The sequence below is a fragment of the Streptomyces barringtoniae genome (assembly GCF_020819595.1).
GTDB classification, from domain to species: domain Bacteria; phylum Actinomycetota; class Actinomycetes; order Streptomycetales; family Streptomycetaceae; genus Streptomyces; species Streptomyces barringtoniae.
This window is the reverse complement of sequence record NZ_JAJHNP010000001.1, coordinates 1-16,303: the sequence shown is the minus strand read 5'-3', so window position 1 is coordinate 16,303 and position 16,303 is coordinate 1. Positions and strand designations below refer to the sequence as shown.

General features: G+C 71.0%; 10 protein-coding genes. 7 read left to right on the top strand and 3 right to left on the bottom strand.

Going from position 1 to position 16,303, the window contains the following annotated elements; genetic code table 11:
* Positions 1-301: 301 nt before the first annotated feature.
* From LMU33_RS00050 to LMU33_RS00040, 3 genes are all read left to right on the top strand, one after another.
* Positions 302-3,286 (top strand): non-ribosomal peptide synthetase, encoded by a 2,985-nt coding sequence (locus LMU33_RS00050; protein WP_228616063.1) that lies wholly within the window; start codon positions 302-304, stop codon positions 3,284-3,286.
* A 249-nt stretch (positions 3,287-3,535) separates the two neighbouring features.
* Positions 3,536-4,315, top strand: a complete 780-nt coding sequence (locus tag LMU33_RS00045; RefSeq protein ID WP_308280737.1) for a thioesterase II family protein — start codon at positions 3,536-3,538, stop codon at positions 4,313-4,315.
* Positions 4,316-4,483: 168 nt separating this feature from the next.
* Complete coding sequence (locus LMU33_RS00040; protein WP_228616061.1) at positions 4,484-7,270, top strand: helix-turn-helix transcriptional regulator; 2,787 nt, start codon at positions 4,484-4,486, stop codon at positions 7,268-7,270.
* 59 nt (positions 7,271-7,329) lie between these two features.
* Here the strand turns inward: LMU33_RS00040 and LMU33_RS00035 are convergent, their stop codons facing one another.
* Positions 7,330-7,977 (bottom strand): response regulator, encoded by a 648-nt coding sequence (locus LMU33_RS00035; RefSeq protein WP_228616832.1) that lies wholly within the window; start codon positions 7,975-7,977, stop codon positions 7,330-7,332.
* A 19-nt stretch (positions 7,978-7,996) separates the two neighbouring features.
* Positions 7,997-9,241, bottom strand: a complete 1,245-nt coding sequence (locus LMU33_RS00030; protein ID WP_228616059.1) for a sensor histidine kinase — start codon at positions 9,239-9,241, stop codon at positions 7,997-7,999.
* 155 nt (positions 9,242-9,396) lie between these two features.
* Between LMU33_RS00030 and LMU33_RS00025 the strand changes: the two genes are divergently transcribed.
* From LMU33_RS00025 to LMU33_RS00015, 3 genes are read left to right on the top strand one after another with little or no spacing between them, the layout of a single operon-like run.
* The gene (locus LMU33_RS00025; RefSeq protein WP_228616057.1) at positions 9,397-9,957 is read left to right on the top strand and encodes a hypothetical protein; all 561 of its coding nucleotides are present in this window, start codon (positions 9,397-9,399) and stop codon (positions 9,955-9,957) included.
* A 48-nt stretch (positions 9,958-10,005) separates the two neighbouring features.
* Positions 10,006-10,497: a PH domain-containing protein gene (locus tag LMU33_RS00020; protein WP_228616055.1), complete on the top strand. Its 492-nt coding sequence runs from the start codon at positions 10,006-10,008 to the stop codon at positions 10,495-10,497.
* Positions 10,494-12,062, top strand: coding sequence for a PH domain-containing protein (locus tag LMU33_RS00015; protein ID WP_228616053.1), 1,569 nt, complete (start codon positions 10,494-10,496; stop codon positions 12,060-12,062). The genes LMU33_RS00020 and LMU33_RS00015 overlap by 4 nt, the downstream gene beginning before the upstream one ends.
* 81 nt (positions 12,063-12,143) lie before the next feature.
* On the opposite strand, the gene LMU33_RS00010 is transcribed toward LMU33_RS00015, so the two are convergent.
* A complete protein-coding gene (locus LMU33_RS00010; protein WP_228616051.1) occupies positions 12,144-13,265 on the bottom strand; it encodes a nucleotide disphospho-sugar-binding domain-containing protein in 1,122 nt (373 codons plus the stop codon).
* A gap of 299 nt (positions 13,266-13,564) precedes the next feature.
* Here LMU33_RS00010 and LMU33_RS00005 point away from each other — a divergent pair.
* Positions 13,565-16,303: type I polyketide synthase (locus LMU33_RS00005; protein WP_372477835.1), on the top strand; the 2,739-nt coding region annotated here is incomplete at its 3' end.

Below are 16,303 nucleotides of genomic sequence, written 5' to 3'. Positions count from 1 at the left end.
CCCGGGCAGGGACCTGCAGGAGCACTCCTCCCCGGCCGTGGGCATCGGACCTGCGACCCCGTCACACAGGGCCGCGTGCAGGCTGCGTCCGGGTGCGAGGCGCCTCCCCAGGGGATCGCAGGGGTGTCGGGTGCGGGAAACGGCGGGCGCTAGGGGCTGTCGTGGGTGCGGTGATGGCCTAGACGTGGATGCATGGAGAACACCCCGCGTCTGCCGTGGGCGGGCGGGGCGCCTTCGCCGTGCGCATCCGGCGCCGCCGAATGGGGGAGAAGTGATTGAGTTGGCATCTTTCGTGAGGAAAGTGGCCCCGCTGGAATGGGCCTTTCTCGGCATCGAGCCCGAGCTGAGGGTGATGCATCACCTCGTCGAGGGCGACGGGACGATCTCGCCGAGCCGGCTGACGGCGGCGGTCGCCGCAGCGGCCCGCGTGCATCGCGGGGTCCGGCTGGTGCGGCACGAAGATCGCTGGGTGGACAGCGGTGTGGCCCCCGCCGTACGCGTGCTGGAGGCCGGCTCCCTCGGCCCGGCGCGGCTCGACGCTCCGGCGCTGAGAGAGCCCTTCGACGAGCTGACGGCGACCGGCGAGGTGCTGTTGGTGCCCGGCAGCCCGGCCACCGTGGTGTTCCGTGCCGACCACGCCGTGATGGACGGCCGCGGCCTGCTGATGTGGGCGCGCGACGTCTTCCGTGCGCTGCGCGGCGAGGACCCGATGGGCGCGGCCGACGACGGCATCGAGGAGTTGCTGCGGCGGTTGCACCCGGACGGCGAACCGCCCCGCGCCACCGACCGCGCACTGTCGTTCCGCTCGCCGCTCGGTCCCCGACCACGGGAACACGGGGGTCTGTTGTGGCGCCGCCGCACCGTTGACGGCACCCATCTCGCGGCCACTTCCAAGGTGGCGGCGGCCGTGGCGGCCGCCCATGGCCCGGGCCGGTTCCACATCCCGGTGGATCTGCGCCGTCACCTGCCGGAGCTGCGGTCCACCGCCGCCCTCTCCCACGCCGTCGACCTGGAGGTGGGTGCGGGTGACGGCTGGGAGCAGGTGCAGAGCCGGCTGCTGGCCGCCCTGGCGGACAACCTCGACCTGGCGGGCGGAACCGATCCGGCGATCATGGAACTGCCGCTGCCGATGCTGCGCGAGGGCATCGCTCACCTCGACCGCGCCGCCGCCGACGCGGACCGGTACAGCGGACGGGCCTGCGTCTCGCACCTGGGCGCCGTCGACCCCGACGACTTCAGCGCCGACGGATTCCGGGCCACCGCGGTCTACGCGCTGGGCGGCATGACTCCCGGCGGCCCGCCCGAGATCGGCCTGGTGGAACTTCCCGGACGCACGGAGATCACCGTGAGCTGGTACGACGGCCCGGACGTCGCGGCCCGGGCCGACGCGCTGCTGGACACCGTCGAGGAGGCGCTCTCGCCCCGGGCGAACCGCCGTTGGGCCGGCAACCGCCCCCAACAGCCGCTGCCCGGCGAGGAGTCGGTGGTACGGCTCTTCCGCGAGCAGGTCGAGCGCACGCCGTACCGCACCGCACTGAGCGGCCCGGAGGGCGAGGTGAGTTACCTGGAACTCAGCCGTCGCGCCGACGCGGTCGCGGCCGAGCTGCGCCGCCTGGGCGCGGGGCCCGGCACCGTGGTCGGACTGCTCGCCGGCCGCACGGTGGCGTCGATCGCGGGCCTGTGGGGCGTCCTGAGGGCGGGCGCCTGCTATCTCCCGCTGGACGTACGTCACCCGGACAGGCGCCTGTCCGAGCTGCTGACGGACTCGGGCAGCACCCTGTGCCTGGTCGAGGCCCCGTATCAGGAGCGCAACTGCTTCCCGGTCGGCTGCCGCACGTTGCCGCTGGACGCCCTCGCCGCAGGCGGTACCCCGGCGGACGACCCGCGGCCGGATGACGCGGAGACCCACCCCAACGACCTTGCCTACGTCATCTACACCTCCGGGTCGACCGGCCGACCCAAGGGGGTGCAGATCGAGCACCGCAATCTGCTCAACTACGTGCACTGGGCCACCCGCGAGTTCGGCGTCGACGCCGACACCTGCCTGCCGCTGCTCACCTCCCCCTCCTTCGACGTCTCCGGCACCTCCGTCTTCCTGCCGCTGCTGACGGGCGGCGAGGTGGTGCTGATGCGAGACGACCCCCATCACCTGTCGCTGCGCCGCCTGTTGACCGGGACGCGGGCCAACATGCTGAACCTGACCCCCTCCCACCTCGACCTGATCGGCGGGCTGGACATCGCGCCGGACGGTTACCGCAGCGTGGTCGTGGTGGGTGAGCAACTGCGCGTGGAGGTCGCCGCCCGGGCCCAGGAGATGTTCGGGCCGAAGTGCCGGATCATCAACCTGTACGGGCCGACCGAGGCCACCATCGGCTGCACCGCGCACACCTACGACGAGGAGACCGACCTCGAGGGGACGGTCGTACCCATCGGCCTGCCCGCGGACAACACCACGGTGTTCCTGCTCGACGCCGAGCGGCGGTTCGTCGCCCCCGGCGAGGTGGGCGAGATGTATCTCGGCGGTGCCCAGCTGGCCCGCGGCTACCTCGGCCGGCCCGACCTCGACCGGGAACGCTTCCCCAGCCTCGCCGACGGCACCCGCGTCTACCGCACCGGCGACCTGGCCCGCGTCCTGCCGTCCGGAGAGCTGCAGTTCGTCGGGCGCATCGACGACCAGGTCAAGATACGTGGTCATCGGGTGGAGCCGGCCGAGGTGGCGCGGGCGCTGGAGGAGCACCCGGCGGTGGACCGGGCCGTGGTGGTTGCGCGGGCGACGGCGGGCCACACGGGCAAGGCACTGTACGGCTACCTGCTGGCGAACAAAGCGGTCGGTACGGGGGAGCTGAGGGGATTCCTGGCCGAGCGGCTGCCGGCCCACATGATTCCCGCCGCCCTGGTCGTGGTGCCCGAACTGCCGTACACGGTCAGCGGCAAGGTGGACGTACGGGCCCTGCCGGACCCGCTCGGGGGCGAGCCCGACGGCGGCGTGCACGGCGCCCCGCGCGCGGCCTTCCTCGCCGACCCGGTCGCGGAGGCGGTGGCCGGGACATGGGCGCGCACGCTCGGGGTCGAACGGTCCCGGCTGGACGGGCAGTCCGACTTCCACCGACTGGGCGGTGACTCGTTGTCGCTCCTGGCGATGCTCGCCGGCGTGGGCCGCGCACTGCTCGGCACCGCCGCCGAGGAGGCCTTCATGGCCCGGCTGCCCGAAATTCTCCGGGAACCGACGCTGGAACGCATCACCGCCCTCGTCCGTCAGGCGTGCTTCGAGCCGACAGGGGTGTGAGTAACGCTACATCGAACACGGGTCGGTAAATGGAACCACCAGTAGCCCCAGTGCCCCGTTCGGTTCCCGCGGAGCGCGGCCCCAAACCTAGGGGTACCCCCTAGATCAAGCCCTCTGCTAGACATGGATTGGTCGAGGCGACGGCAGGAAGTGCCGGAAAGGATTCGGCAGCGATGACCGTGTTCGAGACCGGCACAGGAGGGTCGTCCTTGTCGCTGACAGACAATCTCAGGAAAGAGTTTTGGTGCAGTGGGTGAATTCCAGGACCCCAGCCGTTGGATACGTCGTTTCCACCCCGCTGCGGAGAGCGGAGTGCGTCTCGTATGCCTCCCGCACGCCGGCGGGTCGGCACCCTTCTACTTCCCGATGTCACGCGCGCTGTCTCCCGAGGTGGATGTCGTCTCGGTGCAGTACCCGGGACGACAGGATCGCCGCATGGATCCGGCCGTCGAGGACATCGGTGAATACGCGGACGCGATCGCGGCCGAGCTCGAGCCGTGGCTGGACCGCCCGGTGGCGCTGTTCGGGCACAGCATGGGAGCAGTGCTTGCTTTCGAGGTGACCAGGCGTCTGGAACGCGACCTCGGCCTCGTGCCTCTCGCCGTGTTCGCCTCGGGCCGCCGGGCCCCGTCGCGGTACCGTGACGAAAACGTCCACCGGCGCGACGACGACGGAATCGTCGAGGAGATGCGGCTGCTGAGCGGAACGGACGCCCAGATCCTCGGCGACGAGGAGATCCTGCGGATGGTGCTGCCCGCGATCCGCAGCGACTACACCGCGATCGAGAACTACCGTGCCGCCCCCGGGCTCACGGTGAGCGCCCCGATCACCGTGCTGACCGGCGACAACGACCCCAGGACCAGCCTGGAGGAAGCCGAGGCGTGGCGCGGTCACACCACCGGGGCGTTCGACCTGCGTGTGTTCTCGGGCGGTCATTTCTTCCTGGCGAACCACCAGGAAGAGATCCTGAAGATCGTCTCGGAGACGCTCAGCACCTCCCTCCCCAGTGGGAGCGCTTCCCTTACCTGACCCCCCGGGGGGACCGTGCTGACCAGCGGTCCCCCGGCTGCGATCAGGCCCGCGATGCCCGATTCGAATGCATTCCGCCGCCCCAGAAGTCACCGCTCTTCAGCACACCACCGCCGCGTCCTGCCCCACTCAGTGATTCGGGCGGACAGCGGTTTTCGGGGGATAAAAATGACCTTGTCATCGAAGTTGGTCGAACGAGAGAGCCACCTGAGCGCACTGAACGAGCAGTTGCTCAGCGCCGGCACCGGACGGGGCCGCGTCGCCCTGCTCAGCGGCCCGGTCGCCAGTGGCAAGACCGAACTACTGCAAGCCTTTACCGAGCAGGCGATCGACGAGGGCGCGATACTGCTCGACGCGACTGCTTCCCGCGCAGAAAGCGCTTTGCCCTTCGGTATCCTGAGAAAGATTTTTGACCACGCCTCAATGGCCCCCGAAGTCCGCGCCGAGGCGCTGCGACTGATGGACGAGGCAGCGCACGAAACGAGCCAGCGCGACCGAATGCGGCCCATGCCCTATGCCGCCTGGGCCCTTCTGCAACTCGCCCATGAACATCCGATCGTCATCGCGATCGACGATGTCCACTGCGCCGACGAAGAATCTTTGCAATTTCTCCTCTACCTGGCCCGGCGAATACGGCAGGCACACATCCTGATCGTGCTCACCGAGGCCACCCGGCTGCGCCAGGAACAGCTCGTGTTCCACGCCGAACTACTGCGCCAGCCCCACTGCAGCCGCATCCACGTCGGCATGCTGTCCCCGCAGGGCACCGCAGGCGTCATCGCCGGCCACTTCGTTCCCGCGCTGGTCGCCCGGCTGGCCCCGGAGTTCCACGCCATGACCGGCGGCAACCCGCTGCTGCTGCGTGCGCTGCTCGAGGACTGCCTGGGCGCCGCCGATCGCAACGAACCCTTCCAGCGCGTCGTACCGGCCGACAAGTACGCCCAGGCCGTGCGGGACTGTCTGCACCGCGGCGAGCCGGACATGCTGACCGTCGCCCGGGGCGTCGCCGTGCTCGGCGACGCCGGCTCGCCCACCCTGCTCGGCCAGGTGCTCGGCATCCAGGCCCAGCAGGCGGAACAGGGTGTGCAGGACCTCGTCCGGTGCGCGGTGCTCCACGGCGGAGCCTTCCGCGATCCGTCGGCCCGCGCCGCCGTTCTGGAGGTCACGCCGCCCCAGACCCTCGCGTCGCTGCACCAGCGGGCCGCGGCCCTCCTGCACCGCGACGGCGCCTCGGCCCTGGAGGTGGCCCAGCACCTGCTGTGCGGTCGGCAGGACGTCGACCCCGGCATGATCCCCGTCCTGCAGGAGGCGGCCGAGTACGCGCTGATCGACGACGACATCGAGGTGGCGCTGCGCTGTCTGGAACTGGCCCACCAGGCCTGCCGGGACCGCGTGACGCGGACGGCGATCAAGTCCCGGCTCGTCAGCCTGGTGTGGCGGCTCAACCCCGCAGCCGCCGAGGCCCATCTGCCGCAGCTGACGGCCGAACTCGACCCGGAGCGGCTGCCCGGCGGCGACCTCGCCACGTCGGTGTCCTACCTCGGATGGTCCGGACGGCTCGGCCAGGCCAGTGACGTGGTGCACGCCCTGTCCCAGGGCCCGGAGCGGCCGCCCGCGCACCAGGCGGCCGCCCTGGAGTCCGCGCGCCGCTGGCTGACGATGATCAGCCCCTCGCTGGAACCGGTTCTCCCGGAAGCCGAACCGCGCCGGGACCCGGCCCCCGGCGGCCGCGGCACCGTCGATGACGCACACGCTCTGGCCGCCTCGGCCATCTCCGCCGCACTGACCGGCACCCTCGGCGACAACGCTGTCGCCGAGGCCCAGCGCCTGCTGCAGCGGCACCGCATCAGCGACAACTCCCTGCAGCCGCTGGTCTTCTCGCTCCTGGCGCTCATCTACGCCGACCGGGCCGACCTGGCGCTGGCCTGGTGCGAGCGGCTGCTCGGCGAGTGCTCCACGCGGCGCGCGCCCGGCTGGCAGGCGCTGCTGTCCGCGGTACGGGGCGACATCGCGCTGCGCCAGGGCGACCTCCCCGGCGCCGCGCACCACGCCCGCGCCGCCCTGTCGCTGATCTCGCTGCAGAGTTGGGGCATCGGCATCGCGCTCCCGCTCAGCACGCTGATCCAGGCGGAAGTCGGCATGGGCCGGCACGACGAGGCCGTGGTCCTGCTGGAGCAGCCCGTCCCCGAAGCGCTGTTCGACACCCTGCTGGGCCTGCAGTACATCCGCGCCAGGGGCCGCTGCCATCTGGCCACCGGCCGCTACCACGCCGCCGTGGAGAACTTCCTGACCTGCGGCAGGCTGATGGAGAAGTGGGGACTCGACGCCCCGGAACTCGTGCCCTGGCGCGTCGACGCCGCCGAGGCGTGGCTGGCCCTCGGCGAGCCGGAGCGAGCCCGAGCCCTGGCCGAGCGGCAGCCGCGCCGCGGCGGGGCGGCCCCCAGCCGTACCCGTGGCGCCCAGCTCCTCGTCCTGGCCCGCACCGTGGAGGTCAAGCGCCGGCTGCAGCTGCTCAACGAGTCCGTGGAGATCCTGGAGAACAGCGACGACCGGCTGCACCTGGCCGCAGCCCTGGGTGAACTGGGCAACAGTTACCGGTCGCTCGGCGACTTCAACCGGGCCCGGCTGCTGGTCCGCAAGGCGTGGCACGTGGCCAAGGCCTGCGGCGCGGAACCGCTGTGCCAGGAGCTGATGCCGGGCGACGCCGACGCCGATCCGGCCGGCGGCCGCGACGGTGACGTCTCCCGCGAGGCCGAGGCCCTCACCGAGGCCGAGTCGCGCGTCGCCGTCCTCGCCGCACACGGGCACACCAACCGGGAGATCGCCACCAAGCTCTACGTCACGGTGAGCACCGTGGAGCAGCATCTGACCCGCATCTACCGGAAGTTGAACGTAAAACGGCGCCGTGACCTGCCGTCCAAGCTCTCCGACAGCAGTCTCGCCGGTATCGCCTGACCCCCGCCCGGGCCACGCGGCCCACCGCCGGGGCGGGCCGTTCCAGGACCTCGCCGCCGTCACAACAGCCCGCGCTCGAACGCGGTGACGGCGGCGGCGGTCCGGTCGGTCACGTCCAGCTTCCGGTACGCCCGCAGCAGGTGGGTCTTCACGGTCGCCTCGCCGATGAACAGCTTCCGCCCGATCTCCGCGTTCGTCAGCCCCTGGCTGACCAGGCGCAGCACCTCGCACTCGCGCTCCGACAGCTGCGGGACGTCCACCGTCCGAGCCCGGACCAGCTTGCCCGCCAGCGACGGCGTCAGCACGGTCTCACCCCGGGCTGCGGCCAGCACCGCGTGGATCAGCTCCGCCCGGCTGCTGCCCTTGAGCAGATACCCGGCGGCACCCGCCTCCACCGCGCGCAGGATGTCCGCGTCACTCTCGTACGTGGTGACGATGACGACCTTGGTGCGCGGGCATTGGCGCAGGATGTGCCCGGTGGCGGCCACCCCGTCCATGCCGCCCATCCGCAGGTCCAGCAGCACGATGTCGGGTTGGAGCCGGGCCGTGAGCGCAACCGCCTCCTCCCCGGAGCCGGCCTGACCGACGACGCTGATGCCGTCCGCGGACTCCAGGATGGCGCACAGCCCCTCCCGTACCACCGGATGATCGTCGGCGAGCAGGACCCGCAGGCCGTCCCCGGCCGCCGGCTCGGTGTGCTTCGTCATCTTCTTGCCGTCCGCCTTCTCATCGCTCATCGGCGAGCTCCCCGGCAGCCGCCAACGGGACCGTCACCTCGATGGCCGTGCCCCGGCCGGGCCGGCTCGTGACGGTGGCCTCCCCGTTGATCTCCTGCACCCGTGCCCGCATGCCGCTCAGCCCGAAACCCTTGTCGTCCAGGCGTACTTCGAAACCCTCACCGTCGTCACGGACCAGCAGCCCCACCCTGTCCGGCGCATAGCTCAGCACCACGTCCACGCACCGGGCCCGCGAGGCGTGCTTGCGCACATTCGCGAAGGCCTCCTGCACCGTGCGCAGCAGGACCACGCCGACCGCCATCGGCAACGGCACCTCCGGACCCTCCACACGGCACCGCACCGTCAGCCCGGTCTGCGCCACCAGGTTGTCCGCCTGCCGCTGGACCGCCTGCGCCAGCGAACTCTCGCGCAGCGAGGGAGGCGTCAGCGCCGCGACGAACTCCCTCGCCTCCACCAGACTGTCCTTCGCCACCCGCCCGGCCAGCTCCAGATGCCTGCAGGCCAGCTCGGGCAACTCGGCCACCTCCGACTCCGCGGCCTGCACCAGACTGATGATGCTGGTCAGCCCCTGAGCCAGCGTGTCGTGGATCTCCCGGGCCAGCCGCTCGCGCTCCGCGGCGATCCCCGCCTCGCGGGACAGCTGAGCCAACTGCTCACGGCTTTGCCGCAACTCCTCGATCAGCTCGGCGCGTTCCCTGCTCTGCCGCACCACCCGGGTGATCCACAGCCCCTGCAACACCGACAGCGCGATGCCCAGCAGCGAGATGGGCAGCACCGCGCCGATCTGCCCGCCGGTCAGCCACACCACCGTCACCGGCACCAGGTTGGCCAGCAGCACCACCGCGATCGCCGGGGTGGTGGACAGCGCCATCATCAGCATGGGCACCACGGCGAACAACGCGAACGACGCGGCGATGTCGCACGCGGTGGCGACCGTGAACAGCAGGAACAGACCGACCCCGAAGACCAGGTTGCGCGGGCCGAAGCTCCGGTGGCCCGTGTTGTGCACCATCAGGCCACGGCCGAGCGCCGCGTACCACGGCACGCCCAGCGTCAGGGCGCCGATCGCCATGGCCCGGTAGGCCTGGTCACCGCTGGTGGTGAACAGCAGCACGGTGGTCACGGCGTAGCTGATGGCGAAGTAGCCGTCCCACAGGGCGAACCACCGGTTGCCCGCCTCGGGCGGCCGGCCGCCGCGTCGCTCCGCCACGTTCACCTGGGTGTGAGTGCGCACAGCACAAGTCGTACCACCTGCGGCCCCCCGCCGTGTCCACCGGTCGGTGGACAGCCGGTTCAACCGGTCGGTCGTCCCGGCGACGCACCACCCCGGCCTACGTTGGATGCAACGGCGCAGGCAGATGAGCGCCACCACGAAAGGCCACACCTCACATGAGCCCGTTCCTCACTGCGCTCATCGCCAGCGCGACGATCCTCACCATCATTCTCGCCACCGACCTGGGGCGCAGAAAAGTCACCAACATGCGCATGCTGCGCTCGCTCCTCGCGGTCGCCATCGTCATCGCGCTGTTCGTGCACTCGCTGCCGACAGCCGGGAACGACGTGTCGCTGCAGCTCGCCGGTATCGGAGTCGGCGCCATCTGCGGCCTGATCGCCGGAGCACTCCTCCCCGCCCACCGTGAGGCCTCGGGCGAGATCTACACCCGCGGAGGCATCGGATACGCTGTGCTCTGGATCGTCTTGTCCAGCAGCCGGGTGCTGTTCGCCTACGGCACGGAACACTGGTTCCCCCAGGGCATCATCAAGTTCAGCATCGACTACAAGCTCAGCGGGCAGGACGTCTACGCCAACGCCTTCGTGTTCATGTCGCTCGCCATGGTGCTGGCCCGCACCGGAGTCCTGCTGGCCCGTCGCCGCCGGCTGAACGCAGAGGGCGCCGAAACCACCGTCCCCAGCCGGCCCGAACAGCACGCCGACACCGCCACGCGGTGACCGCCGCGTAACGGCCGGCCGCCCCCCCCGGACTGGAAGCAGAAAGACATGGATGACGTGAGGCTCCGGCCGCCGCGCAATCGCGTCGAGCGCCGGGCCATCGCCTGGTGGACCACGCAGTCGTCGATCTTCGCACTGCCCCTGCCGATCGTGTTCGCGGTGCTCTACCTCTTCATCCCGCCGGCCCGCACCTGGTTCGGCTGGTGCCTGGCGGCGACGCTGGTCCCCGGCCTGGCCTACATGGCGATCATGCCGGCCTGGCGCTACCGGGTGCACCGCTGGGAGACCACCGACGAAGCCGTCTACGCCGCCTCGGGCTGGCTGTGGCAGCGCTGGCGCGTGGTCCCGCTCGCCCGGGTCCAGACCGTCGACATCCTGCGCGGACCGATCCAGCAGATGTTCGGACTGTCCGGCGTGACGGTGACCACCGCCTCCAGCGCCGGAGCGGTGAAGATCAAGGGGCTCGACCAGCGGGTCGCCACCGACGTCGTCGAGCACCTCACCAAGTACGCACAGGCCGCGCCCGGAGACGCCACATGACCCAGCAGACCGCGGTGGACCGCACGGTGGCCACGGAGCCGGCCGACTCCTGGCAGCGGCTCAACGCCCGCCTGATCCTGGTCCACCTGAGCGTCCTGGCCGCGCCGGTCGCGTCCTGCGCCGGCACCCTGCTGGTCTCCGGCGGGACCTTGAACCTGCAGGCACTGATCACTCTCGGCTCCCTGGCGATCACCGCCCTGGTGATCACCGGCATCGGTCTGATGCGGTTCCTGACGACCCGTTACCGCATCACCGGCGAGAAGATCGAACTGCGCTCGGGACTGCTTTTCCGCAGCCACCGCTCCGTCCGGCTCGACCGGATCCGCGGCGTCGACCTGACCGCCAACCCGGTCCACCGCCTGTTCGGACTCACCTCGGTCCGTATCGGCACCGGCGACCAGACCTCCGCCTCCAGCCGGCGGCTCTCCCTCGACGGCGTCAGCCGGGCACAGGGCACCGAACTGAGGCAACGGCTGCTCAGTCGCCGTGACACGGTGCGCGGACACGTCGCCGACGAACACGACGCGACCATCGCCGACCTGGACTGGTCCTGGATCCGCTACGCGCCCCTGACCATCTGGGGCGTCGGCGGTGTCCTGCTCGGCGTCGGCACCGTCTACCGCACGCTGCACGAGATGCGCATCGACCCGCTCGAACTCGGCTTCGTCAAGGACATCGAGCACCGCTACGGGTCCGTCCCGCTGTGGTTCGGAATCCTGGTCACCGTGCTGATCCTCGTCGCCCTCGGCATGATCGGCTCCACCGCCACCTTCACCGAGGGCTGGTACGGATACCGCCTCGAGCGCGAGGACCCCGGCACCCTCCGAGTGCGGCGCGGACTGCTCGTCACCCGGTCCGTCACCATCGAGGAACGCCGGCTGCGCGGAGTGGAGCTCAGCGAGACCATGCTGCTGCGATGGGCGGGCGGCGCCCGGCTCAACGCCGTCGCCAGCGGCCTGGGCGACCGGGACGAGAACCGCAAACGGCGGATGCTCACACCCCCCGTACCGCGCGCCGAGGCACTCCGGGTCGCCGCCGACGTACTCGGCGAGACCGAGTCGCCCACCACCGTCACCCGGCTCCGGCCGCATCCGCGCGTCGCCCTGCGCCGCCGCGTCAATCGCGGGCTGACCGTCACGGCGCTGATCACCGCCGTACCCGCCGTGCTCGGCGCGCTGCTGTGGACACCACTGCTCTACGTGGCCGCCGCCTGCGCGGTGCTGCTCCTCCCAGTCACCGCAACGCTCGCCCGCGACGCCTACCGCACCCTCGGCCACGCCCTGCACGGCCGCTACCTGGTGACCCGTTACGGCACCTTCTCGCACCGCACGGTCGCTCTGCAGCGCGAGGCGATCATCGGCTGGAGCGTCTCGCGGTCCTTCTTCCAGCGGCGCGCCGGCCTGCTCACCCTGGGAGCCGCCACGGCGGCAGGCGACCACTGCTACAAGGTCCGCGACGTGGCCGTGCCCGACGGGCTCACCCTGGCCGAAGAGGCCGTACCCGGACTGCTCGCGCCCTTCCTGGAGCGACAGCCCGCCCCCCGGCGCGGCCACCGGCGCCGCTGACCCCACAGACCATCTGTCCCTCCCCCGGGAACCGGAGGGGCGACTCCCCCGTCGCCCCTCCGCTTCCGGTGTCCGCAGGACTCAGCCGGCGGCCAGTTCCTCCAGCCGCGGCACCACGAGCGCGGGAGTGGGCATGCCCTCGATCTCCTCCCGCACCTCCGCCGCGACCGCACGCATCTTGTCGTCCGCCACCAGCTGCCGCAGCAACTGCGCGTCGATGTCCTCGGCCCGGGCACTGATGCCCGCGCCGCGGTCGTGCACCGCGGCCGCGTTGACGAAACGGTCCGCGCCGTCCGGCAGGACGATCTGCGGCACACCGGCGTTCAGCGCCGCAAGTGTGGTCCCCGAACCGCCGTGGTGCACCGCGCCGACACAGGTGCGCAGCAGCATCGTCAGCGGCACCCAGCCCACCACCCGCACGTTCGCGGGCAGTTCACCGAGCGTGGTGGTGTCGACGTCACCGAGGGCCAGCACGAACTCCGCGTCCACCGACTCGGCCGCGGCCAGCAGCCGCTGGACCGGACCCAGCCCCGTGACATGGACCGACGCCGTGCCGAGAGTGACACCGATGCGCGGCCGCTCCGGCCGCCGCAGCACCCAGTCCGGCAGCACCGCACCGCTGTTGTACGGCACCGGCCGCATCGACCAGCCGTCCGGCTCGGGTTCCACCATGCTCGGCGGCGCGATGTCGAGGGTCGTGACCCGCTCGGGCACCCCCTCCACACCGTGCCGGCGCATGGTCTCGCCGAGCTGGGCGACGGTCATCGCACGGATGTCCGCCCCGCGCGCGAAACCGAAGTTGTGCTGCACGGCGGGCACGCCCAGCTTGCGAGCGGCGATCAGCGCCGAGACGAAGATCTGCTCGTAGACCACCAGATCGGGGCGGAACGCCTCCGCGGTGCGTACGATCGCGTCGGTCAGATGGTCGTTGAGGTGGGCGAACAGCTGGATGCCGGCGATCGGATCCGGACCCTCCGGGTTCCGCACCCGCGTCAGCAGGTCCGGAACGGTTTCCTGGAAGAAGCTCTCCATGTCCAGGCCCGGGGCGACATCCGCCACGTGCAGACCGGCGTTGGCCGCTTCCAGACCGGTGCACCCGGTCGCGACCAGCACCTCGTGACCGGCCGCACGCAGGGCCCAGGCAAGCGGAACCGTCGGGAAGACATGGCCGATGGCCGGATAGGCGACGAACAGGACGCGCATGAGCACGCGCTCCCTTCTGACTGGTGAATTGCAGTCGTATTCTTGACTTTTCGTCCTTGTCGAGCGCATTCTCGACGGGGTGCCGGGAAGCCGTCAAGGCAACGGAAATACCTCCGGAACACCCCCCTCGGCGATCATCGCGAAACGCAGGGAACTCCCGTTGCGCACCGACGCAGAACCCTTGTCCGGCACCCGAAGATAGGGGTTCATAGGGGGTTTGGAGGGGTTTCTCGCGCACCCCACCCATGGCAGGCTGTGAAATGGTCGTTGGATTCTGTCTGTCAGGGTAATGGAGCGCGTTGATGAGTGGATCCGAGGATTTCACGCCCGAGCACAGCGACGTGAAGGACCTGGGTCCGAACGACGCGCCGGACCGGACGACCGAGAACCGGCCGTCCTGGCGGGAGCGGCTCAGCGGCCTGTCCGAGGCCGAGCAGGAACAGCAGCTGACCGACTGGGTCGTCACCCTGGTGCGGGCCGCCCTGCGGGACAACGCCCCGCAGGCCCTCGACCCCCACCGCCCCTTCCTCGACCTCGGCTTCGACTCGCTCGCCGCCGTCGACCTGCACAGCAGGCTCACCGCGGCCACCGGCCTGAAGCTGCCGGTCACCCTCGCGTTCGACCACCCCACACCGGCCGCCCTGGCCCGCCTGCTGCGCACCGAGATCCTCGGCCTGACCCCGCAGCCCGCCGGCGCCGGCATCCACGCCGCCGGCGCCGCGGACGACGAGCCCGTCGCCATCGTGGGAATCGGCTGCCGCTACCCCGGAAACGTGCACTCGCCCGAGGACCTGTGGCGGCTGGCACTCTCCGGCACCGACGCGATTTCCGAATTCCCCGCCGGACGCGGCTGGGATATTTCCGGCCTGTACGACCCCGACCCCGACAACCCCGGCACCAGCTATGCCCGCGAAGGCGGATTCCTGCACGACGCCGACCGGTTCGACCCCGCATTCTTCGGGATCTCCCCGCGCGAGGCACTCGCAATGGATCCCCAGCAGCGACTGCTACTGGAAACCTCCTGGGAGGCGTTCGAACGCGCCGGAATCGACCCCGGTGAATTCCGCGGCCATCAGGCAGGCGTCTTCGTCGGCGCCGAGAACCAGGATTACGGCCCCCGCCTCCACGAGGCCGAAGAAGGCATCGAAGGCTACCTGGTCACCGGCAACGCGGCGAGCGTCGCCTCCGGCCGCATCGCCTACACCTTCGGTTTCGAGGGTCCCACCGTCACGGTCGACACCGCCTGCTCCTCCTCCCTGGCCGCCCTGCACCTCGCCGTCCAGGCGCTGCGCAGCGGCGAATGCTCCATCGCCCTCGCCGGCGGTGTGGCCGTCATGGCCAACCCCGGCTCCTTCATCGCCTTCAGCCGACAGCGCGGCCTCGCCCCCGACGGCCGCTGCAAGCCCTTCGCCGCGGCCGCCGACGGCACCGCCTGGGGCGAAGGCGTCGGCATGCTCCTGGTCGAGCGGCTCTCCGATGCCCGCCGCAACGGCCACCCCGTGCTGGCGGTCGTCCGCGGATCGGCCATCAACCAGGACGGCGCCAGCAACGGCCTGACCGCCCCCAACGGCCCCTCCCAGCAGCGCGTCATTCGCCAGGCCCTGGCCAACGCAAGGCTCTCCGCGGCGGACGTCGACGTGGTCGAGGCCCACGGAACGGGCACCAGGCTCGGCGACCCGATCGAGGCACAGGCGCTGCTGGCCACCTACGGCCAGGAGCGCCCCGAGGACCGGCCGCTGCTGCTGGGCTCGATCAAGTCGAACATCGGTCACACGCAGGCGGCCGCCGGTGTGGCCGGCGTGATCAAGATGGTGATGGCGATGCGGCACGGCGTACTGCCGGGCACGCTGCACGTCGACGAGCCGACGCCGCATGTGGACTGGTCGGCGGGCGCGGTCGAGCTGCTGACCGAGGCCCAGGACTGGCCGGAGTCCGGCCGCCCGCGCCGGGCGGGCGTGTCCTCCTTCGGAATGAGCGGCACCAACGCCCACACCATCATCGAAGAGCCGCCGGCGATCGCCGAGGCGGAGCGGGGTGAGACCCCGTCGGTCCGTGTCCCCTCGGTCGTGCCGTGGGCGCTGTCCGCCAAGGACGCGGACGCACTGCGGGACCAGGCTGCCCGTCTGCGCGCGCAGCTGCTGGCCGACGAGGACGTGGACCTGGTAGACGTGGGTTACTCCCTCGCCACCGGTCGTGCCGCCTTCGACGAGCGGGCGGTGCTGGTCGCCGGTGACCGAGACGAGTTCCTGCGGCAGCTGGGCGCCCTGGCGGGTGCCGACGCGTCCGCCGGCACCATCAGGGGATCACGCGCCGGCGGCAAGCTGGCGTTCCTCTTCACCGGCCAGGGCAGCCAGCGGCTGGGGATGGGCCGGGAGCTGTACGAGGAGTACCCGGTCTTCGCCGACGCGCTGGACGACGCGCTGTGGTACCTGGACGAACAGCTCGAACGCCCCCTGGGCGACGTACTGTTCGCCGAACCGGGCTCGTCCGACGCCGGGCTGATCGACGACACCGCGTATACGCAGCCCGCGTTGTTCGCGGTGGAGGTGGCGCTGTTCCGGCTGCTGGAGTCGTGGGGTGTGCGCCCGGACTTCCTCTCCGGTCATTCGATCGGTGAGATCGCGGCGGCGCACTGTGCGGGTGTGCTGTCGCTGGAGGACGCGTGCACGCTGGTCGCGGCGCGTGGCCGGCTGATGCAGGAGCTGCCGTCCGGTGGTGCGATGGTGGCATTGCAGGCTGCCGAGGACGAGGTCGCGCCGTACCTGACCGACCGGGTGAGCATCGCCGCGGTCAACGGTCCGACCTCCGTGGTGGTCGCCGGTGACGAGGACGCCGTACTGGAGATCGCCGCCTCCTTCGAGGCGCAGGGTCGGAAGATCAAGCGCCTGACGGTCAGTCACGCCTTCCACTCGCCGCACATGGACGACATGCTCGCGGAGTTCCGGCGCATCGCGCAGGTGCTTGAGTTCCAGGCTCCCCGCATTCCGCTCGTCTCGAACCTCACTGGTTCTGTGGTGGGCGCCGAGGAGATCCGTTCA

Coding starts and splice junctions, on each gene's coding strand:
- LMU33_RS00040 (WP_228616061.1), top strand. CDS start 4,484: ATGACCTTGTCATCGAAGTTGGTCGAACGAGAGAGCCACCTGAGCGCA.
- LMU33_RS00035 (WP_228616832.1), bottom strand. CDS start 7,977: ATGACGAAGCACACCGAGCCGGCGGCCGGGGACGGCCTGCGGGTCCTG.
- LMU33_RS00025 (WP_228616057.1), top strand. CDS start 9,397: ATGAGCCCGTTCCTCACTGCGCTCATCGCCAGCGCGACGATCCTCACC.
- LMU33_RS00020 (WP_228616055.1), top strand. CDS start 10,006: ATGGATGACGTGAGGCTCCGGCCGCCGCGCAATCGCGTCGAGCGCCGG.
- LMU33_RS00015 (WP_228616053.1), top strand. CDS start 10,494: ATGACCCAGCAGACCGCGGTGGACCGCACGGTGGCCACGGAGCCGGCC.
- LMU33_RS00010 (WP_228616051.1), bottom strand. CDS start 13,265: ATGCGCGTCCTGTTCGTCGCCTATCCGGCCATCGGCCATGTCTTCCCG.